Genomic DNA, 22,825 nt, shown 5'->3' on the forward strand with positions numbered 1-22,825 from the left:
CAGAAAGTAGCTTTGCCTAAAGAGTGTGAAATCGGTATATTTCTTATCTACTAAGATTTTAGCGTGACCATATGAGTTACGTGAAGTCTTTTTCCAAATGAATACAGCTATCCTACTGGAAAAATATATGCCTCATACCATGATCAAAAAAATTCTGCAGGCACGTGTCTATGACGTCGCCGTGGAAACCCCGTTATCTAGAGCAAATCAATTATGTAATCGCTTTGAGAACGAGATTATTTTAAAAAGAGAAGATCTACAGCCGGTTTTTTCTTTCAAAATTCGTGGTGCATACAATAAAATTTCTCAGTTAACCGATGAAGAAAAAAATCGCGGTGTGATTGCCGCATCAGCAGGAAATCATGCTCAAGGGTTGGCTTTAGCCGCTAAAAAATTGGGAATTAAGGCAACCATTGTAATGCCTGAAACCACTCCAGAAGTGAAAGTCACCGCTGTCCGAAATCATGGCGCCGAGGTGGTGTTATTTGGGGATGCTTATGATGCGGCTTTCGGAAAATCTCAGGAAATCATGCAAGCATCTGGGCAAGTATTTGTTCATCCATTTGATGACCTTGACACGATTGCGGGACAAGGTACCGTTGGCATGGAAATCTTACGTCAACACGAAGGCAATATTGATGCGATCTTTGTTCCTGTTGGTGGTGGAGGACTCATTGCGGGGATTGCGGCCTATGTGAAATATTTACGACCAGAAATTAAAATTATTGGGGTAGAGCCTGAAGATGCGGCTTGTTTAAAATATGCGTTAGAGCAGGGTAAACCGACTCGTTTAAGTCAAGTTGGCATTTTTGCTGAAGGCGTGGCCGTTGCCCAAATTGGAACCAACACATTTAATATTGCTAAAGATACGGTTGATGAAGTGGTTACTGTGACAACCGATGAAATGTGCGCCGCCATTAAAGACATATATGATGATACCCGTTCTATTACTGAACCTGCTGGCGCATGCGCTGTAGCAGGGTTGAAAAAATACATTGAAAGAGAAAATGTTCAAGGAAAGACCTTTATTGCGATTAACAGTGGGGCGAATGTAAACTTTGATCGTTTGCGTCACGTGTCAGAGCGCGCTGAACTCGGTGAAAAACGAGAAGCCATTATTGCGGTTAAAATCCCTGAACACCCAGGAAGCTTTAAAGATTTTTGTGATGCTATGACCGGCCGCAGTATCACCGAATTTAATTATCGTTTTTCTCATGAAGATGAAGCCGTCATCTTTGTTGGTATTCAGATAGGAGGCCCAGATAGCCTTACGAATTTACTGCATGACTTAAAGGACTATGATGTAATTGATTTAACCGATAATGAAACGGCCAAAGTGCATGTTAGACATATGATTGGAGGGCATTTACGCAGTAACAAAGGGGAGTTACTCTACAGCTTTGAGTTTCCAGAGCGTCCAGGTGCGCTGTTAAAATTCCTAACTACCTTAGGCGGGCAGTGGAATATTTCTATGTTTCATTATCGCAATCACGGTGATGCTTATGGACGAGTACTCGTGGGCTTACAGGCCGTTGGAGAAGAAACCGACGTGACTCGTTATTTAGATGATTTGGGTTACCCTTATCAAGATGAAAATGACAATCTCGCGTGCCAGCTGTTTTTCAAATAACGCTCGTCTAAAACATTCTTAAATGTGTATTAGCCTACACTTCTTTAAGTGTAGGCTTTGTCCTATAAGCTTTCGCTTAGCAAACTAAAATCGGTTATCATAGCCGCCATATTTTATCAGAGAGACTTTGCTTAAGTACTCTAAAGCTCAAAGTTTCATTGGCTCAAAAAACGTAGATTTTCCTCGAGAAGCGCGCTTTTGTGGAAGCCATTCATTTATCAAAAGGCGATCAATCGTGAATATTCAAACCCTCCTCAATACTCGTATCCAAAACGCTATGGTGGCCGCTGGTGGTCCAGAAGGCTCTCCGGCTATTGTTAGGCAATCTGCCAAAGTGCAATTCGGAGATTATCAAGCCAATGGCATTATGGGCGTGGCAAAAAAACTGAAAATGAACCCTCGTGATTTTGCTCAGAATGTTCTCGAACATCTTGATTTAACGGATATATCAGACAAAGTAGACATTGCAGGCCCAGGCTTCATTAATATTTTCTTGAAACCTGAATGGATGGCGCAAGAGATACGGCGGGTATTAAATGATGCTCGGTTAGATGTGCAGCAGGTGTCCCAGCCACAAACGATTGTAGTTGATTATTCTTCACCTAATCTTGCTAAAGAAATGCACGTTGGTCATTTACGCTCAACGGTAATTGGTGATTCAGTGGTTCGTACTTTAGAGTTTTTAGGCCATCATGTTATTCGTCAGAATCATGTCGGTGACTGGGGAACTCAGTTTGGTATGTTATTGGCGTATATGGAGCGTTTACGCCAAGAAAGCAGTGAAATTAGCATGGTTTTGTCTGACCTGGAAATATTTTATCGTGATGCTAAGAAGTGCTTTGATGAAGATGAAAGCTTTGCGGTTCGCGCTAGAGAATTAGTCGTCGCTCTGCAATCAGGCGATAAGCAGTGCTTGGCGTTATGGAATGAATTTATAGATATTTCTTTAACACACTGTGAAGAAACCTACAAAATGCTCGGTGTGTCTTTGAAGCGCGAGCATGTGATGCCAGAAAGTGCATACAACGATGATTTAGCGTCTGTGGTGACTGAGTTAAATCATCAAGGTTTGTTAACTGAATCAAAAGGGGCTCAATGTGTTTTCATGGAAGAGTTTGCTAATAAAGAGGGGGAAATTACCCCTGTAATCGTACAAAAAACCGGTGGTGGTTTCTTGTATTCAACAACTGATTTAGCGGCTTTACGATTTCGCCAACATACATTAGGCTTTGATCGTGGATTGTACTTTGTTGATGCGCGTCAATCTCTCCATTTTCAACAGATTTTCACTCTTGGACGCAAAGCGGGTTTTGTTAAACCGGAAACGAGCTTAGAACATATGCCTTTCGGTACTGTAATGGGTCGTGATGGTAAACCTTTTAAAACCCGTTCTGGTGGTGTAGCCAAATTATCGGCGTTGCTTGAAGAAGCGCAAGAGAGAGCCTATACGCTGGTGTCTTCTAAAAACCCTGATATGGCTGAAGAAGAATTAAAAAATATTGGTCGAGTGGTAGGCATTGCGTCGGTAAAATACGCCGATCTATCGAAAAACCGGACTAGCGATTATGTGTTCAACTGGGATCAGATGCTGAGTTTTGAAGGGAACACCGCCCCTTATTTATTGTATGCTTATTCACGCATTGCCAGCATCGTTAAACGCTCAGAAACTGAATTAAGCACAATTGAAGGCGTTATTTCCTTATCTTCCATTCAAGAAAGAGCATTAGCAGTAAGGTTGTTGCAGTTCTCTGAAGCATTAGAGCAAGTCGCTAATGATGGTATGCCTCATTTTATGTGTACTTACTTATACGACTTAGCCGGTGTCTTTATGAGCTTCTACGAGGCTTGCCCTATTCTTACCGCTGAGCCAGAGGTAAAAGCAAGTCGTTTACTGTTGGCTATAAATACAGCGTCTACTCTTAAAAAAGGCCTTGAGCTTTTGGGCATTGAAACCCTAGAAAGAATGTAATTTTATAGGTTTTATTATGAATATTTACGTAGCGTACACGGGTGGCACCATTGGAATGGTTGACTCTGAACAGGGCCTCGTACCTGATCCTGATTTTGCTCAAGCAGTAGAAATTATGCTGCAAGACGACTACCCAAATGACAACATGACGGTGTATTGCTACGAACATTTGATTGATAGTTCTAATGCACGTCCAGAGGATTGGCAAATAATCGCTCAAGATATCCAATCTAATTGGCACAAGTACGATGCTTTTATGGTACTGCATGGCACTGATACTATGGCTTACAGTGCAGCGGCGTTGTTCTACTGCTTCCAAGCGCCCACGAAACCAATTGTAGTAACAGGGTCGCAAATACCACTCTTTAAGACCCGCAGTGATGCTCGAAATAATATGCTGGGTGCGATAGAGGCATTAAAAAATGGCCCTAATGGGGTATTTTTGTTTTTTGCTGGTCGTTTGATCGAAGGGAATCGAGCGCATAAAGCGCATACAACGGAGTTGGCGGCCTTTGCATCGCCTAATGCACCTTTACGAGGATGGCTTGGTATTGATTGGCAATGGTCTCAAGATGTGAATGCTTCAGACAAACAAAAGACAGACATTTCTATTCCCAATATGACTTCTGGCGCGGTCACCATTTTACCTGTTTTCCCCGGTGTTAGCGCGGATCACTGGAAGGGGCTACTTAATAGTACGAACCTAAAAGGCGCCGTGCTGTTGAGTTATGGTGCAGGTAATGCCCCAGATAAAGATCAAGCCTTGTTGGGGTTACTAAAGACAGCCACAGACAATGATGTTGTTATTGTTAATGTGAGTCAGTGCGGCTCTGGGCGGGTTGTCGCCGGTGCGTATGCGGCAGGCTCTGCTCTAGTGAAAGCGGGCGTCATTTCTGGGAAAGATATGACCTACGAAGCGGCGTTTGTGAAGTTGCATTTCTTGAGTGGTTTAGGGCTTTCAGCAAAAGAAATTAAGTTGGCGTTCGACAAAACGCTGGCTTTGGATACTTGATAAGTCTCTCTTGCATAAAGTTAGCCTTTGCATAAGACAGTTGAAAAAAAACGAGTTTCATCGCCCTATGAATAATAAGTTTGTGAAATGCGTTATTTTTTTAGCTGTTTAACTTTAGCATCGAGTCGCTCTAACTGCAGGTCAAAGTGCTCTAAATCTTCCACGAAGTGAGTGAATTCTATCTTACTAGGAAGTAAGTCACTGTCGTTTTGCAGGTAATCAATCAAGGCCATTTTTGCGTGGTGGCTGGTGGTTTTTGTCCAGTCCCATTGTTTACGCATTATTTCGGCCACAATAGAAGCGGGTAAATCGCCTATTTTATCGGCCAAAACACCTTCCCAATCCAGTTCAAAGTGCTCAGATACCTTATGTAAGGTCATCAGTGTTTGCGCATTACCTTGAATTAATAAGTCACCATCAAAAAAGCCATTGCCATCCAGCAGTTTACGGTAAGCAGAACTGTCTCCAGATACATGGGTATCTTTTCGGTTATTTAGATTCGCTTCCTCTAATGACAGAGGCATGCTTAACGCGATACCTTCTTCAAGAATTTGAATTAAGATAAGTAGGGAGAAGTCTTCTATTTCTAACAACACATTTTGGCCTGCCAGTTTGCTTAAGCGCTTTTGTGATGGCAAGTCTTGTTGAAAGGCGGAATTGATGGCATTTTCGACCAGGCTTAGGGCGCTTAAACTCAGTAGGCTCATGATTATCTCGATTGAGGTAGGGTGAATTCAAATTAAATTTGATGGAGTTGAATAACATTATTCTCGCGACTTTTTCCTGCTTCGTCTAGACGTTGTAGGTAGATTTGCCAAAGTTCTTCTTGATTTTTACCAATATTGAACAAATAGTCCCAAGAATAGAGTCCAGTATCATGCCCATCATCAAAGGATATTTTGAGTGCGTAGTTGCCTGCGCCCTCAACGTTGAGAATGCCGACTGCTTTTTTTCCGTATTGTAAAATAGGAATCTGTTGACCATGGCCTCGAACCTCAGCCGAAGGGGAGTGTATTCTCAGGTATTCGGCACTGAGTCGGTAAACCTCGCCATTATTAAAACCAACCTCAAGTTCTTTGGACTGTTTATGATAATGGATTTTGGTCGGTAAAAGCGCAGCCATAAATTAGCCTCTTAAATGACATCCCTGTCAGATTGTATAAGCGTGATTGGAAAATTACAGAATAAAGCGACTTAGGTCTTCATCTTTAGCGACTTCACCTAGATGCTCATCAACGTAAGCGGCCGTTACTTCAACAAATTGACCTTCAGGCATGTCGCTAGCGGAGTAAGACATTTCTTCCAATAAACGTTCAAGTACCGTATGCAATCGACGTGCACCAATATTTTCAGTGGTTTCATTCACCTGAAACGCAATTTCAGCAATTCGTTGAATACCTTCATCAGTAAAGTTTAAAGAAACCCCTTCGGTTGCGGCTAAGGCAACGTATTGTTTTGTTAGAGACGCATTTGGTTCAACGAGAATTTTTTTAAAGTCTTCTGTTGTTAACGCATCTAATTCAACACGGATAGGAAGACGACCCTGTAACTCAGGAATCAGATCCGATGGTTTAGAAAGATGAAATGCACCAGAGGCAATAAACAAAATATGGTCAGTTTTGATCATGCCGTATTTTGTGGAAACAGTACAGCCCTCAACCAAGGGCAATAAGTCTCGTTGAACACCTTCCCGTGAGACTTCTCCACCACTGCGTTCTGAACTTTTCGCTACTTTATCAATCTCATCTAAAAAAACAATACCGTTTTGTTCGACGGCTTCAATCGCTTGCGCTTTGAGCTCTTCTTCATTGATAAGTTTGGCGGCTTCTTCATCACGTACTTGACGATACGCTTGTTTTACCTTCATTTTACGTTTGCGTGTTTTTTCATTGCCTAAACTGGAAAACATGCTTTGCAGCTGGTTGGTCATTTCTTCCATACCAGGAGGCGCCATGATCTCTACCCCTACAGGGGTTGCAGATAGATCAATATCAATTTCTTTATCGTCTAATTGTCCTTCACGCAATTTCTTACGGAATATTTGACGTGTACTGCTGTCCTCTGTCGGTTCCGTTCCACGAGCGGGTGGTAACAGCGCATCAAGGATACGGTCTTCAGCCGCGTCTTCCGCTTTGTGGCGCAGTTTTTCCGTTGCTTGTTCACGGAACATTTTAATGGCCATCTCAACTAAATCTCGAATGATGGATTCCACGTCGCGGCCAACGTAACCTACCTCGGTAAATTTTGTGGCTTCAATTTTGATAAAAGGCGCATTAGATAACTTGGCAAGACGGCGAGCAATTTCAGTTTTACCCACACCCGTTGGTCCGATCATCAAGATATTCTTAGGGGTTACTTCGGCGCGCATTTCTTCCGGCAGCTGCATTCGGCGCCAGCGGTTTCTTAGTGCAATGGCAACCGCTCTTTTGGCCCCTTGTTGGCCAATGATGTGTTTATCAAGTGCGTTTACCGTTTCACGAGGAGTCATGGTCATTGTCATTAGAAAGGGTTCTCCCGCTGGATTAGGTTGAAGATTTGTCTTCAAGTGTCGGATCTACAATAATGGTTTCTATTGTTAGGCTGTGATTGGTGAACACACAAATATCAGCGGCAATAGACAAACTTTTTTCAACAATTTCTCGAGCTGACAAGTCAGTATTGTCAATAAGGGCTCGAGCAGACGCCTCTGCATAATTACCGCCAGAGCCTATGGCTAGGGCGCCATGTTCTGGCTCAACAACATCACCATTGCCCGTAATAATGAGTGTACTGTCTTTATTGGCAACAATCAGCATGGCTTCAAGCTTTCTGAGTGCTTTATCAGAACGCCAATCTTTGGCCAAATCCACTGCCGCTCGCACGAGCTGGCCTTGATGCTTTTCAAGTTGGCCTTCAAAACGTTCAAATAAAGTAAAGGCATCGGCGGTACCACCGGCAAAACCGGCTATTACCTCGCCTTTGTATAAACGACGTACTTTACGTGCATTGCCTTTCATTACGGTATTACCAAGAGACACTTGGCCATCGCCACCCACGACGACTTGATTACCTTTACGTACTGTCAGAATAGTTGTCATGTTTTACTCCATTTTCGATATTCTAAACGTGTGGGCTTTTATTGCGTTTTCAAGGCTGACGGCGAATATTGAATGCGAGAAGTGGCCAGTAATGTTGGCATAAAGGCAAGTGGAACCCTGTTCAGTCTTTGGTGGGGTTCCACTGAGATACTAGGTGTTATTCGTCTTTTTTAATCCTATAGGTATAGGATTGGATGTCTTGAGAGACAAGTTTATCTTGTGCGCGGTTCATTTTTGAGCGAGATTCATAGGGCCCCAACACGACTCGAAACCATGGGCGGCCGTCTTTGCCAGTGGTTTGGCGAATACTGGCGTTTAGCCCTAGCAAAATCAACTTGGCTCTCATTCGATCGGCATCACTGTTGCTTCTAAACGACGCGGCTTGAATCATATAAAGAAAGTCTTGCTCTCCACGGGGCGTTGATTGGTAGGCATCAACATGACTGGTATCGACTTTGCTGTCTTGGAGAATTTGATAAAATTCAAAGTTGTCTTTTTTAGGTGCTGTTGCGGCCGGCTTAGTTTGTGCGTTTTTTGCCGGTTCCGGCTTTTTTGGCTCAACTTTTTTGGGTACGGCTTTTTGGGGTTCAACGGCTGAGGACGATGGTTGAATGCTCATCTTTTGAGACGCCGGTGGCTGTACTTTACTTAATTGAGCCAAACCAAAGATAAAGGCGCCTGCTAACAACAAAATGAATAGCCAAAGCCACCATCTTATTTTGTTTTTTGCTGGAGGTTTTGCGGGCGCACTTTTTCGTGTTGCCCCTTTTTTGGGTTGTGAGCCTTTAGCCGCCATAATAATTAACACTGCCTGAATGGTACTGTAGAAATAGGCCTTATTATGAGGCCTGCATCAATAAGTTTCCAGTGGATCGACGTCAATTGCGTAGCGAACTTTACGCGTAAGTGGATTTTGCTCCAAAGATTTTGCTAATTGAGAGATTAGTTGATGCAGTGGTGCTCTATTTTCCGATTTAAAAGTGACAATGTATCTGTGTTGGCCTGCTTTTCGGACAATAATAGCCGAGTAGGGTCCCATTACTTGGATTGGGTAATTGAAGTGATGAATAACATGTTCGGCTTCTAGGCGTACTTGCTCAAGTAATAAGTAGGATTGTTGCTCATCAACCGATTCACTGCGTATGAGTACTTGATGCAAATAGGGTGGTAAGCCTAATGTTTTTCTTTCTTGTAAACCTTGAGTAGCAAAATACTCGTAGCCTAATGTGCACAAGCTTTCGATTGCCGGGTTTTCAGGGTGATAGGTTTGTAAAAGGACATGCCCAGGTTTTGATGCTCGTCCCGCTCTTCCTGCTACTTGAGTAATCAATTGAGCCGTGCGTTCCATGCCTCTAAAGTCGGACGAGAATAACCCAACATCAGCGTCCATCACAACAACTAAGGTGACATTCGGAAAGTGATGTCCTTTGGCCAGCATTTGAGTGCCTACCAAGATGGCTTTATCATGCTCATGAATTTTTTGAGTGATGTTATTGAGAGACTCTTTACGAGATGTGCTGTCACGATCAATTCTCAGAACAGGCGTGTCTTTAAATAGATGGGCCAGCTGTGTTTCCACCTGCTCGGTTCCTTCGCCTATGGTGACTATTTCATGGCTGTGACATTCTGCACATTGGTTTATGAGCGGTTCATGGTGGCCACAATGATGACAATGTAATTTATTCGCTCGCTTATGCACAGTCAAATTCACGTCACAATTTTGACAGGTCGCAATCCAACCGCAGTCATGGCACATTAACGTGGGCGCATACCCGCGTCTATTTAAAAAAATCAACACCTGTTCCTTGCGTTTAAGGTGAGTATTGATTTGCTCTAATGTGGTTTCACAAAAACCTTTAACAAGCGTTTTTCCCCTAAGATCGATTCTCTCCATAGATGGGATGATCGCACTACCTGCTCTTTGTCTGAGTTTAATCCACTGAAACTTATTTTGAGCTGCGTTATGTAAGCTCTCATAAGAAGGCGTGGCGGATCCTAGGATAACACTGGCATTGACACTTTTTGCTCGAATTAAGGCCAAATCCCTTGCGTGAAAACGAAAGCCATCTTGCTGTTTATAAGAAGCATCGTGCTCCTCATCTAAAATAATTAGGCTCAGATAGGGGGCAGGAACAAAAATAGACGACCTCGTACCGATAATCACCTTTGCCTTACCAGAGCGCGCCATTAGCCAACCGTCTAAACGTTCTCTGTCGGTCATGTTCGAATGCAAGAGCACAATGTCTGTAGTAAACCGATCTTCAAAGCGCTTAAGGGTTTGCGGTGTTAAGCCAATTTCGGGTACTAAGAGGAACACTTGTTGGTCTTGTTTAATAACGGTTTCAATGAGGCGTAAATAGACTTCTGTTTTACCGCTGCCAGTAATGCCATCTAGTAATGCCACATTGAAGCGGCCAAGAGACTGTACGAGCTTATTTACCGCGCTCGCTTGCTCATTATTTAAGGTTGGTGGCACTTGTTTCTGATGGCCATGGTGTTCAACATTCTTACTAAAGTGTCGCAATTCTCTTTGAATAAGCCCTTTCTCTTCAAGTGCTTTGGCTGTCGTGTTTTGTAAATCATGCAAACGCATAATATGAGGACTGAGCCCATTAGGATGCGTGTTTACTGTGTTCAAAAAAGCGAGTTGTTTCGGGGCTCTTTTTAGTTCGCTTAAATCAATTTTTTGACCGAGTTCGGTAAGTAACCACCAGGTTTCGCTACGAAAAGTATCGGATTCACCTTTTCTTAATAGTGCTGGCAAGGCATGGAAGAAGACTTCCCCAATAGGGTGATGATAATAGCGGCTGGCCCAGTTGCATAAATCCATAATCGCCGTAGGCATGATAGGCGATTCATCGTGTAACGAGGTAAATGGCTTAACGTGTTCGGGATCCCATTCTGTCTGATGGCACAGTTCAACAATAATGCCTAATCGGGTTTGCTTGCCAAAGGGGACTTTTAAACGCATTCCAGGAAGCAGTTGGTGGCGTAATGCGATGGCTTTCGGCACTTTATATTCAAATAACGTTCTCATTGGGACGGGTAAGGCTACTTTAACATAGGGTTCTGGGGTGAGTAGCCGTTCTTGCATACAGTCCTCTTGATATAGCGAATAGAAATAAAGGCGAGTAATACAATAGTGTACGCTAACTGACTGTCTTAGTGTGAGTTAGTTTTGTCATATTGACTGGGTAAATACGTCCATAATCTGTCTTTTTTATTCCCTAGATACTCACTTTACGGAAGGAATTGTATTTATCATTAAAAAAGGTTGCTAGAGTGGCATTTCATGCCTAAAATAGGCGCCTCTTGGTACCACTGTACAATGTCTGTACAACGAATCGTGCGGTGCTTGGCCTCTTAAACAAGATGATACTGATTAATTTAATGGGTATTTGTTTAAGACTAGATCAGGTGGCGGCACACCAAATCATAAGGTGATTAAAATGAAAAAAGATATCCATCCTAACTACTCAGCAATTACAGCAACTTGTACTTGTGGCAACACATTAAACCTAAACACAACGTTAGGTAAAGACCTTCACGTAGACGTATGTAGCCAATGTCACCCATTCTACACTGGCCAACAAAAAATGATGGACACGGGTGGTCGTGTTGATCGTTTCAACAAACGTTTCGGAGCTCGTCGTTCTACGAAATAATTCGAAGAATGTTGATGATCTCATTAAAAAAGCGCCAGCTATGCTCGGCGCTTTTTTTATTTCTCTGTACCTCATATTCACACTCTTCTTGTTTAGCCGAGGGGAACATAGCCTCAGCCGAAGTGAAAAGAGTGGTAGATGGCGATACAGTTTATTTTAAAGATGGCCGAAAAGTCCGCTTAATTGGTATTAATACGCCAGAACTTGATCATAAATTCGGTAAACATGACGCTTATGCCATCGAAGCGACACAAGCGCTGACTGAATTGTCCGGTCGGACGGTTTATTATCAATCTGGATTAGATAAACAAGATCGTTATGGACGATATTTATACTACTTGTTTGATAAACATCGAATTTCAATATCAAGTCAGTTATTATCTAAGGGACTGGGTTACCGCATAGCTGTTCCTCCAAATACGCAATATCAAGACTGCTTACAAAAATCTGAAAAGCAAGCACGAGATAAGCGTATTGGTGTGTGGGGACAAGCGTTACAATGGCAGCCACAAGCTGGCTTTGTGATAGCACGAGTAACACTTACTTCTATCTATCGAAATAGGGGTGGTTGGTGGCTAGATACAAACCGTAATCTAACCATTAATATTCCTCAATATGTTATGAACCAATGGACGCCTCAAGACGTATACTCACTTGCGGGTCAGTTAGTTGAAGCGCGTGGTTGGCAGCATTATCGTAAGAATAAACAACCCGATAAAGCAAAGTGGGTATGGCAAATTAAGCACCCAAACGATTTGATTCCCGCTGAATAATAATAAGCTTCGTAAGTTGGGATCCAGTTGATCGAAGGCATCTCTTTAAAGAGACTCGCTTTTCAATTACTCTGGTACGAGTGAAGCAAAGAATAGTATTATTTTGTACGTTACAAAGCATTGTACGGCAATTTTTCACTAAATTAACAAACAAATAATAAACGGAAACATCAAAATGGCAGAAGATATGAAGCAAGCTGCTCTGGATTACCATGAGCATCCGGTTCCAGGCAAACTAAGTTCAACTATTACTAAGCCTACAGCAACGGCAGGTGACTTATCACTGGCCTACAGCCCAGGTGTCGCTGAACCATGCCGTGAAATTGCAAAGAACCCAGAAGACGTTTATCGATATACAGGTAAAGGAAACTTAGTTGCTGTTATTACAGACGGATCAGCGGTGCTTGGTCTTGGAAACATTGGTCCATTGGCCAGTAAACCTGTAATGGAAGGTAAGGGAGTGTTGTTTAAACGCTTTGCTGGTATTAACTCTGTTGATGTGGAAGTAGAGTCAGAAAGTCCACAAGCCTTTATTGATACGGTTGCTCGTATAGCGAACACCTATGGCGGCATTAACTTAGAAGACATTAAAGCACCAGAATGTTTTGAAATTGAACGCCAATTAATTGAGCGCTGCAGTATTCCAGTATTCCACGATGATCAACATGGTACCGCTATTGTAACGGCGGCCGGTTTGTTGAATGCATTGGAATTGCAGAACAAAAACATCGAAGACGCTAAAATAGTGTGTCTTGGTGCTGGCGCAGCGGCAACAGCATGCATGAAACTGATTATTGCGTGTGGTGCTCAGCGTGAAAACATCTATGTATTGGATCGTAAAGGTGTGATTCATTCAGGCCGTGACGACTTGAACCAATTTAAAGCGATGTTTGCCATTGAGACGGATGCCCGTACATTAGATGACGCAATGGAAGGTGCAGACGTGTTCATCGGTGTCTCTGGTCCAGATTTGTTGTCAGGGGATCAGTTGAAAAAAATGTCAGCTAATCCAGTTGTTTTTGCTTGTTCAAACCCTGACCCAGAAATCAGTCCAGCATTAGCGCACTCAGTACGTGATGATTTGATTATGGCAACAGGTCGTTCTGATTATCCAAACCAAGTGAATAACGTTCTGGGCTTTCCGTTTATTTTCCGTGGTGCGTTAGACGTTCGTGCAACTAAGATAAACGAAGAAATGAAAGTAGCTGCTGTGCATGCATTGAAAGATCTTGCTAAAGAAGCGGCGCCTGCAGACGTTGTTGAAGCCTACGGTGGTGGTGCACTGTCTTTTGGTAAAGAATACATCTTGCCTAAACCAATGGATTCTCGTTTGCTAACGATTGTCTCCGCAGCGGTCGCTCAAGCGGCAGTAGATACTGGCGTTGCGACACTACCATACCCAGACTTTTACCCTTTAGAAAATCTAGATCGTTTCTAATTGGTGTATACAAAAGTCTGTGTAAAAAAGGAGAGCCTCGGCTCTCCTTTTTTTGTGGGTACATATTGGTTCGCCGAGATGAAATAGTTGTTTAACCTCCGACATGAATGGCGCTTAGATCTGTCTTCAGGTCGACAATATAGTGTGTGGATATAAGTATTGTTGGGTTAAACCAAGTGAAAAGTTGGTTGAGCTTTAGCGCAGCAATGATCAGCAATATCAATGTCTTATCGGGTTAAATCAAGCGAAAAGTAGATTGTGCTTTAGCGCAACAATAGTCAGTAATGTCAATGTCTTGTCGGCCTGAAGGCCGACCTACAGGACGCAGCAATAGTCAGTAATATCAAGGTCTTATCGGGTTAAATCACGCGAAAAGGTTGTGCTTTAGCGCAACAATAATCAGTTATATCAACGTATTGCCAGGCTAAAGCAAGCGAAAAGTAGGTTGTGCTTTAGCGCAACAATTGCTAACCATTTCAACGGGTTGTTGGGGGGGGGAAACGTATTGTCGGGCTAAAGCCGCGACCTACAGGCCGACAATACGGTGTATGGAAACGCGTAGGTTTAAATCATTATGCCTTCACCCACGACTTCGTCTTGATAGCTTGGCATCCCCGTCAAGAGTACAAAACCGTCTTCCCTCGATAGGTTCGTATCCAGCCTTGATGTCCAGTAATCCACTTCGGTTTCGTTCAGCGGTGTCTCGATCACCGCGTTGGATACTTGCTCCACAAAGCTTCTATTATCCAATGCCCCCCATTTGGCTTGGTATTGCTCTGATGCCATCAGCGCTTGAGCTTGACCAAACAGAGTGAGGCCACTTTCTTGATACTGACTTAACTCCTCTAAAGTAACGCTTTCTCCAGCCACCAGTTGTTTCAGGGCGGCAAGGTATTTCAGTGTGTAGGCGGATAAGTTTGTGGCGGCGAAGTTCTCAGTGGTGTCCGAGAAGGTAACCACTTCAACGCTGTTCAGGGTATCCGTTTCCACATAGGCTTTATCTGTATACACCAAGGTGATTTTGCCGTCAGAGGTTAAGAGAGTTTGGTAATCGGTGGAGGCTCTAAATTGCTGCGCTGTATCGATGCCGGCGCCACCGTTAAGGATGTCGCTGCCGTGTCCGCCTATCAAGGTATCATTGCCTTCACCGCCGTTGAGTATGTCTTCGCCTGCGTCTGGCATTAAACCGCTTTCGGTTACATCAAGGGTTTGAGCCAGTTGTAAGTTACCGTTGTTATCGGCAATCAAGGCCGTCGATTTGCTGTTATCGACTAATTGCACTAACCAGGATTCCAGTGTTGTGCCGCTATTCACCTGATTCACCGCATTGTTGATGTCTTGCTGGGTGACGTTATTGGCTCCCCACATGGCATTCAGTAGGCCGCTGACTTGCGTTTGCACGTCGGTTTGATCGGTAAAACCTGACTTAGCTTGCCAAAAATCCAGTGCCAGAGCCGCTAATTGATCCACATTGTGTTGGCCCGATGCAAAATCATTTAACTCGGCAAGGGTCGGCAATTGCCCAACGACCGCTGTATATAAGACCGCAATGGCTTTTAAACGCGCGACATCCGAGGCTAAGAAGGCATAGTCTTGGTTGCCTTGTAATACGAAGTTACCCTGTTCAAAGTTAGCGACGTTTGCTTGAGAGGTATCAACCGCAAGCGCTTCGCCTTCGATGATGTACACAGGTCGAGTATACCAATCGCCGGTGAATGACGCCGATACCGCGCCTAAATCAGAGAAGTCAGCATCATCAGGTATGTAGGTGGTTTGTATTTTGCCATCGGCTGTTAAGCTAAAGGTGAATTCTCCTTTGCTTTGTTGGCCGCCTTGCAGTACGTCATCACCGGTGCCGCCATTTAAGGTGTCGTTACCCGTGCCACCAACGACGGTATCGTTGCCCGCGTCCCCGAATAAGACATCGTCACCGCCTTTGGAGCCGACAAGGTCATTGCCGTCACCAGCGTGCAGTTCATCGTCTTCCGCACCGAGGATAATATCTTGGTTACCCGCGCCTGCGAAGACCACGTTATTACCCGCACCACCGCGGACTTGAATACCGCTGCCGACTATGACAGCAAATTCAATGTCGCTGAGATCCAATATGGTGCCAGGCGACAGTTGACGGGCATCAATGACGAGCGCTTCAGTATGGTCAGGGTTGGCGTTCCCTGTTACTTTTATGGATTTACCTCCCGATGTTTGGTTCACACCCAATTCAAAGGTTATTTCATTCACCCATATTTGATTACCACTTTCCGCAGAATTGTTTAAAAAATCTTGTGCTGAGGCCATAAAGTTATCTTTATCAGATTCCTCACTGTTTGCTGCTGCAACATTGATTAGACTAACAAGGACTTTTTCAGTGTTTTTAACTTTTGCTGTTTCATTCGTTCGAGCTTTGATACCGATACCCGTAGGTAAACTCACGGTGGTGACCACCACATTGCCCGACTCATCCGAAAAGTGCAGAGGCACATCGGCTAACGTTGTGGTCGAGTCCGTATCCGGACGGTCTTCGTTAACAGGGAAAATTGAGAGTATCTCAATGGCACTGCCGTCTTCATCTTCTTCTGTGGAAGAGCTAACAAATGCGCCATCAACAAGGACAGCATCCGCTGGCGGCGCGGCTGGTGTCGTTGGTGTTTCTGGTACAGGTGTTACACCAAACGAAAAGGTATTCGGCGTTGTATCTATTGTATTTATTGAACCTGAGTCATCAATCACACTAAAGGTGAAAGCATCATTACCAAACGCGGTAGGCGCATACACTAAATTGCCTAAATCGGCGAGATTAATAATCTGTCCGTCGGTTACGGTGACGCCTGACAGTGTTAGTAGACCGCTGTCTAGCGACTGCACATCAATGCGTACACCAGATAATCCGTCGTTTTCCTCATCGGTTAAGGTAAAGTCAGAGGCGGCAAAGGTATGCGCTTGTAAGCCAATAATAGAAACGGACTTATCAGTCCCTTCGGGTGCATCGTTGACGGCGATAATATCAATATTCACCGTTTGATTGGCCGCTAAGCCGTCGATACCATCGGAGGCGCTGACGGTAATGGCTGCCGCATTACCACCATTGACATTACTCTCTCCTGTGTATTGGATATTGCTGGCGGTATCCAAGTAGGTATTGATGTCAGCGGCTGAGCCTTCTAGGGTAATTTGAGTGCTGCTGATTAAGACCTCAGTAACACCACTGCCAATAGAGGCGCCGTCAGTAGGTGCCGAGAAGCTACCCGCTGAGAGGTCTAAAGTGACTGTGATGTTATCTCCTTCTAGATCGGCAAACTCAAAGAAAGAAAGATCCACATTTCCCGTCACGTCTTCTGTGACGGAAATGTCGCTTGGTGTTCCTGTGACCGTTGGTGCGTCATTCACGGCTGAAACCTCAATGCTTCGAGTGTCTGAAGTTTGGTTTCCTGCTCCATCGGTTACATTAAAGGTCACCGTACGATCCAAGGTGCTTGGGTTATCTGATGCACTGTGGTAGCGAATCGCCTGCAGCACATTTTGAATATCTGCCTCCGTTGCTGATGATAGGAATGCTAGCGTCCATACCGTGTTGCTGGTAACGCTTGAGGTGGTTACTGTCCCTATATTGGTGGTATCTGAGCGCAAATCAGTACCGTTGATGTTAATGCCAGTTGTTGTTCCTGTTGCTAGGGACAGAGTATCAGATGCTTCGGCGTTGGCAGAAATTTGTACGGTTAATACAGAAGAGCCTGAGCTTCCTGCTTCGGTTAATGTCATCACACTGTCAATCGCCGCTGCTAAATCATTCTCCGTATAAGCGAGTGAACCGCTCGTAATGGCCACCGTTGGATTCGTGGTGTCGATGGTGACGGTTAAGGCCGATGAGGCGACGCTGACATTGCCCGCGGCATCCGTGGCTTTGGTGGTTAAGGTGTGTGCACCGTCTGTTAAGGTACTGGATGTGATCGACCAATTGCCTGAACCATCGGCGGTTACCGAGCCTAATGAAGTGGTGCCATCCGTATCGTACAGGGTAACGCTAGCGCCTGCTTCCGCTGTTCCTGTCACCGTGGGTGTGGTGTCGCTGGTGATGTTGTCACTGTTCGACGAGCCAGAATCGGAGGCGTCAGCAAGGTCTGCTACCGACGGCGCACTTGGCGCGGCGGTGTCGATGGTGACCGTTAATCCTGATGAGGCGACTGAGGTATTGCCAGCGGCATCCGTGGCTTTGGTGGTTAAGGTGTGTGCACCGTCTGTTAAGGCACTGGATGTGATCGACCAATTGCCTGAACCATCAGCCGTCACCGAGCCCAATGAGGTGGTGCCATCCGTATCGTACAGGGTAACGCTAGCGCCTGCTTCCGCAGTTCCTGTCACCGTGGGTGTGGTGTCGCTCGTGATGTTGTCACTGTTCGACGAGCCAGAATCGGAGACGTCTGCAAGATCCGCCACCGACGGCGCATTTGGTGCGGCCGTGTCGATGGTGACGGTTAAGGCCGATGAGGCGACGCTGACATTGCCCGCGGCATCGGTGGCTTTGGTGGTTAAGGTGTGTGCACCGTCTGTTAAGGCACTGGATGTGATCGACCAATTGCCTGAACCATCAGCCGTCACCGAGCCCAATGAGGACGTGCCGTCCGTATCGTACAGAGTGACGGTCGCATTGGCTTCCGCGGTTCCTGACACCGTAGGCGTGGTGGTGCTGGTGATGTTATCTGTATTTAATGAACCAGAATCGGAAGTCGAATCCAGATCCGCTACCGACGGCGCATTTGGTGCGGCGGTGTCGATGGTGACGGTTAAGGCCGATGAGGCGACGCTGACATTGCCCGCGGCATCCGTGGCTTTGGTGGTTAAGGTGTGTGCACCGTCTGTTAAGGTACTGGATGTGATCGACCAATTGCCTGAACCATCGGCGGTTACCGAGCCTAATGAAGTGGTGCCATCCGTATCGTACAGGGTAACGCTAGCGCCTGCTTCCGCAGTTCCTGTCACCGTGGGTGTGGTGTCGCTCGTGATGTTGTCACTGTTCGACGAGCCAGAATCGGAGGCGTCTGCAAGATCCGCCACCGACGGCGCATTTGGTGCGGCCGTGTCGATGGTGACGGTTAAGGCCGATGAGGCGACGCTGACATTGCCAGCGGCATCCGTGGCTTTGGTGGTTAAGGTGTGTGCACCGTCTGTTAAGGCACTGGATGTGATCGACCAATTGCCTGAACCATCAGCCGTCACCGAGCCCAATGAGGACGTGCCGTCCGTATCGTACAGAGTGACGGTCGCATTGGCTTCCGCGGTTCCTGACACCGTAGGCGTGGTGGTGCTGGTGATGTTATCTGTATTTAATGAACCAGAATCGGAAGTCGAATCCAGATCCGCTACCGACGGCGCATTTGGTGCGGCCGTGTCGATGGTGACGGTTAAGGCCGATGAGGCGACGCTGACATTGCCCGCGGCATCGGTGGCTTTGGTGGTTAGGGTGTGTGCACCGTCTGTTAAGGCACTGGATGTGATCGACCAATTGCCTGAACCATCAGCCGTCACCGAGCTCAATGAGGTCGTGCCGTCCGTATCGTACAGGGTAACACTAGCGCCTGCTTCCGCTGTTCCTGTCACCGTGGGTGTGGTGTCGCTGGTGATGTTGTCACTGTTCGACGAGCCAGAATCGGAGGCGTCAGCAAGGTCTGCTACCGACGGCGCATTTGGTGCGGCCGTGTCGATGGTGACGGTTAAGGCCGATGAGGCGACGCTGACATTGCCCGCGGCGTCCGTGGCTTTGGTGGTTAAGGTGTGGTTACCCTCCGTTAATGTACTGGATGTGATTGACCAATTGCCTGAACCGTCGGCGGTAACTGAGCCCAATGAGGTGACGCCGTTGGTATCGTACAGAGTGACGCTGGCGCCTGCTTCGGCGGTGCCTGTCAGTGTGGGCGTAGTGGTGCTGGTGATGTTGTCACTATTCGACGAGCCAGAATCGGAAGCATCAGCAAGATCGGCTACCGATGGCGCACTTGGCGCGGCGGTGTCGATGGTGACCGTTAACCCTGATGAAGCGACTGAGGTATTGCCCGCGGCGTCCGTGGCTTTGGTGGTTAAGGTGTGGTTACCCTCCGTTAATGTACTGGATGTGATTGACCAATTGCCTGAACCGTCGGCGGTAACTGAGCCCAATGAGGTGACGCCGTTGGTATCGAACAGGGTGACGGTGGCATTGGCTTCCGTGGTACCTGTTAGCGTGGCTGTGGTGTCGTTGGTGATGTTGTCACTATTTGACGTGCCAGAATCGGAGGCGTCAGCAAGATCGGCTACCGATGGCGCACTTGGTGCCGCGGTGTCGATGGTGACCGTTAATCCTGATGAAGCGACTGAGGTATTACCCGCGGCGTCCGTGGCTTTGGTGGTTAAGGTGTGGTCACCCTCCGTTAATGTACTGGATGTGATTGACCAATTGCCTGAACCGTCGGCCGTAACCGAGCCTAATGTAGTAGAGCCATCATCGTACAGGGTGACGGTGGCATTGGCTTCCGCGGTACCTGTTAGCGTGGGTGTGGTGTCGTTGGTGATGTTATCTGTATCTGATGAGCCAGAATCTGAGCTACTCGACAAGTCAATGGTTGGGGCTGATATCAGATTGTCCAGTGTAAAGTCGGCGTTATTCGTGCCAGTTGGCGTCGTTGCGGTCAGGGCGTTAGGCGTGCTGGCCGTGTCGGTAATGTCTTGCCCCCCGGCAAAGCTAAGAGTGACATTACCATTATAAGAAACAAGGTCGCCGCCAGAAACCGTGACATCATAAGCATTTCCACCTGCTGACGTCACATTGGTTACCGTGCCCGTTGTACCGGATACGGCAAAATCGGCACTGTCAATGTTTGTAACGGCTTCGCTGAACGTCACTCGCCACACTAAACTGTCCGCATTGGTGATTTCATTACTTGGCGTTTGGCGATCTATACTGACCACAGTAGGCGCGATATTATCGATTACTTGCATCGTAAAGCTGGCCGCCGCCGATGTACCACCATCCCCATCGTTTACTGTCACGGAGAAAGAACGATCCCCTGGGGTAGGCGCACTGTATTGTAAATAGGCTAAAATACCCTGATGCCCTATACTATTTTTTGATGCGGCCCCTGTATTATTAAAGTCGATACGTAGATCAGTACTGCCTTGGCCCGTTTGGCTGGCATGGACTGTACCCATGTCGACGAAAGCGCCACTATCAGAATACCAAACGGTATCTCCTCCAGAGGGTGTATCGTTAGCACTCTCCTCTGCAGAGCCGAATTTTAAAGTTGTATCATCTAAATCGCTTAAAAAAGACCCATTCTCTGTACCTGAGGTCTGTTCAATCAACAGGTAGCCGCCATTAAAATCATCACTGTCTACATCGAGTACAGCAACCAAATCGCCTTGTACATCAATATATTCAGAAACATTAATTGGTGTGTTAGGCGAGCCATCGCTAAGATTACTAATGACTGGGATGTCATTAACGGCCGCAACAGAAACGGTTTGAGTGCTGGCGGCACTGTCAGTCGTGCCGTCGTTGACGGTAAAACTAATAGTCCGATCATTTGTCGTGGGGGCTTCTGACGTATTATGATAAGTGACCGAACGTAAAGCGGCTTGCCACTGGGCCGGTGTTGCCGTTGTGCCAGCCGAGGTCAGCGTTAAGATGCCTGTGCCACTGGCGTAACTGGCGGCAATATTCCCCATGCTTGAACCGTCGTTAGTAAAGGCCAAAACATCGGCATCCGTCTGAAAATTATTGGTGATGGAGACTGTTGCGGAGGCTAAATTATTTCCATCTGAATCGGTTACGGTTAGGCTAGTGTCAACCGCTAACGCCGCCGCGTTTTCGACATACGCGGTCGTGGTACCGGCCACCGTAATCACTGGTGCGGCATTGCCAGCAACCGCCGCACTGATAACGATGTCATCGAAAGCTATCGAGCCTACTTCTCCACTGTTGACGCCACCAGAGATTGATACTCTGAACTCATCAATGTTCTCCCAATCAGAATCAAAGGTAATGACTTTGTTACCACTGGTTTCGGTCCCTAGGTTGTTATCATTTGTATTATGGCTTGTTGTGGCAGCAGAGAGCTTTACGCCATCTCGATAACCTTCGATAACAATAATTTCACTGTTTAAAGTATAATTACCAATTACGAATTGATCTAGCTGAAACTCTTCTCCGTCGTTACTCACAAAGCTTACAGACTCAAACTTAGTCTCGTTATACTGAGTGTTCTGAACGTAAAACAGAATAGTGGCATCGGCGGTCGGGGGCGATGATACAGCATGTCGAGCTTCAGTTTGATTAGATACATATATATAGCCCCCATTCCCACCAGTGGTATCCATAGAGACATCAAATCCTATGCCATCAACATTGGTAATGCTCGGGTCATGTGATATGAATCCATTGTTAGTTACTGTCTCTGAGTTCGTAAAAGCGATGGTTCCTACCGCTGGGCCTAGGGTGTGTAAAAAGGTACTGTTGAGTCCGTTGAATGGTTGTTCTGTGTATTGATCTATTTTTCCATACGCAAACTCTAGATTCCAGTCTCCGCCTTTGTGTGTGTCGCCCGTTAAATCGTCTGAGGCCGCAATGTCCGCCGCAGTAATGGCGGACAGTTCTTCTAAAAATGTTTTCCCTAGCGCGCCTTCAGCAAGGTTACAAGCGTATAACAGTAAATCGCCATTTTCAGACAAGACGGATTTTAGGCTGTTCAGCGCTTGGGCGTGTTCCTCTAAGGTATCTATTGTCAACGAATCACCGGCTAAGTGTAATTCTCCTGCCTGACCGTGGGAAAGAATGGACAAGGACTCAAGGTCTTTGAGTCCATTTAATGAGGCAGCCAACCCTTCAAAGCCGGCATTTGGCTCTAAGAAAATGATGTGGGCGGTAGAATCAATGCCATTAAGCAGGTCTTGATAACCTGCTACAGACGTATCCACTACTACAGCATGTCTTACTAGGGATGTGGTTGATGATAATGTGTTTGGTTGGGTGTGCTGCGTAGTGTCCATAAACAGTCCTTTTGTGTTAAATTTTTTTTGAAATACTTATCTAAAATCTGGTGTTAAAATCTGTACTGAACTTTAACTCTTATTATTAAATAATTGTAGCTGTATTTTTTAAAAAATGAGGGTGAAGTGCTCATAATAGGTTCGATTTTTTAATTTTTCTTTTGTGTAATTCCGTGTAATTGAATATTTTATTTATTTTGTTTATATAAAGGTGGTAGTAGTTATTATAATTTTTTTATGACTAAA

Annotated in this window: 13 protein-coding genes; 6 read left to right on the top strand and 7 right to left on the bottom strand. The window is 45.7% G+C overall.

The annotated features are described in order from the left end of the window. Nucleotides 1–97: 97 nt before the first annotated feature. From ilvA to IEZ33_RS02515, 3 genes are all read left to right on the top strand, one after another. A complete protein-coding gene (ilvA, locus tag IEZ33_RS02505) occupies nt 98–1,630 on the top strand; it encodes a threonine ammonia-lyase, biosynthetic (protein ID WP_191602160.1) in 1,533 nt (510 codons plus the stop codon). Nucleotides 1,631–1,865: 235 nt separating this feature from the next. Beyond that, the gene (argS, locus tag IEZ33_RS02510; protein ID WP_191602161.1) at nt 1,866–3,599 is read left to right on the top strand and encodes an arginine--tRNA ligase; all 1,734 of its coding nucleotides are present in this window, start codon (nt 1,866–1,868) and stop codon (nt 3,597–3,599) included. A gap of 16 nt (nt 3,600–3,615) precedes the next feature. Beyond that, nucleotides 3,616–4,611 (top strand): asparaginase domain-containing protein, encoded by a 996-nt coding sequence (locus tag IEZ33_RS02515; protein WP_191602162.1) that lies wholly within the window; start codon nt 3,616–3,618, stop codon nt 4,609–4,611. A 92-nt stretch (nt 4,612–4,703) separates the two neighbouring features. Here the strand turns inward: IEZ33_RS02515 and IEZ33_RS02520 are convergent, their stop codons facing one another. The 6 genes from IEZ33_RS02520 to IEZ33_RS02545 form a co-directional block, all read right to left on the bottom strand. Next, on the bottom strand, nt 4,704–5,318 hold the full coding sequence (locus IEZ33_RS02520) for a ubiquinone biosynthesis accessory factor UbiJ (protein ID WP_191602163.1): 615 nt from the start codon (nt 5,316–5,318) through the stop codon (nt 4,704–4,706). A gap of 32 nt (nt 5,319–5,350) precedes the next feature. Further along, nucleotides 5,351–5,734 carry a gamma-butyrobetaine hydroxylase family protein gene (locus IEZ33_RS02525; protein ID WP_191602164.1) on the bottom strand — a complete coding sequence of 128 codons (384 nt, stop codon included), beginning with the start codon at nt 5,732–5,734 and terminating at the stop codon, nt 5,351–5,353. 54 nt (nt 5,735–5,788) lie between these two features. Further along, nucleotides 5,789–7,111, bottom strand: a complete 1,323-nt coding sequence (hslU, locus tag IEZ33_RS02530; protein WP_206696893.1) for an ATP-dependent protease ATPase subunit HslU — start codon at nt 7,109–7,111, stop codon at nt 5,789–5,791. 22 nt (nt 7,112–7,133) lie between these two features. After that, nucleotides 7,134–7,688 carry an ATP-dependent protease subunit HslV gene (gene hslV, locus IEZ33_RS02535; RefSeq protein ID WP_191602165.1) on the bottom strand — a complete coding sequence of 185 codons (555 nt, stop codon included), beginning with the start codon at nt 7,686–7,688 and terminating at the stop codon, nt 7,134–7,136. A 157-nt stretch (nt 7,689–7,845) separates the two neighbouring features. Next, nucleotides 7,846–8,484 carry an SPOR domain-containing protein gene (locus IEZ33_RS02540; RefSeq protein WP_191602166.1) on the bottom strand — a complete coding sequence of 213 codons (639 nt, stop codon included), beginning with the start codon at nt 8,482–8,484 and terminating at the stop codon, nt 7,846–7,848. Nucleotides 8,485–8,541: 57 nt separating this feature from the next. Next, nucleotides 8,542–10,782 carry a primosomal protein N' gene (locus tag IEZ33_RS02545; protein ID WP_191602167.1) on the bottom strand — a complete coding sequence of 747 codons (2,241 nt, stop codon included), beginning with the start codon at nt 10,780–10,782 and terminating at the stop codon, nt 8,542–8,544. 355 nt (nt 10,783–11,137) lie between these two features. Between IEZ33_RS02545 and rpmE the strand changes: the two genes are divergently transcribed. The 3 genes from rpmE (at nt 11,138) to IEZ33_RS02560 (ending at nt 13,564) form a co-directional block, all read left to right on the top strand. Further along, nucleotides 11,138–11,353 (top strand): 50S ribosomal protein L31, encoded by a 216-nt coding sequence (gene rpmE, locus IEZ33_RS02550; protein ID WP_191602168.1) that lies wholly within the window; start codon nt 11,138–11,140, stop codon nt 11,351–11,353. 14 nt (nt 11,354–11,367) lie between these two features. After that, nucleotides 11,368–12,126 carry a thermonuclease family protein gene (locus IEZ33_RS02555; RefSeq protein ID WP_240009611.1) on the top strand — a complete coding sequence of 253 codons (759 nt, stop codon included), beginning with the start codon at nt 11,368–11,370 and terminating at the stop codon, nt 12,124–12,126. A gap of 175 nt (nt 12,127–12,301) precedes the next feature. Next, complete coding sequence (locus IEZ33_RS02560; RefSeq protein ID WP_191602170.1) at nt 12,302–13,564, top strand: malic enzyme-like NAD(P)-binding protein; 1,263 nt, start codon at nt 12,302–12,304, stop codon at nt 13,562–13,564. A gap of 564 nt (nt 13,565–14,128) precedes the next feature. On the opposite strand, the gene IEZ33_RS02565 is transcribed toward IEZ33_RS02560, so the two are convergent. After that, a complete protein-coding gene (locus tag IEZ33_RS02565) occupies nt 14,129–22,579 on the bottom strand; it encodes an Ig-like domain-containing protein (RefSeq protein WP_191602171.1) in 8,451 nt (2,816 codons plus the stop codon). Nucleotides 22,580–22,825 lie beyond the last annotated feature (246 nt).

The organism is Marinomonas algicola (genome assembly GCF_014805825.1).
GTDB lineage: Bacteria > Pseudomonadota > Gammaproteobacteria > Pseudomonadales > Marinomonadaceae > Marinomonas > Marinomonas algicola.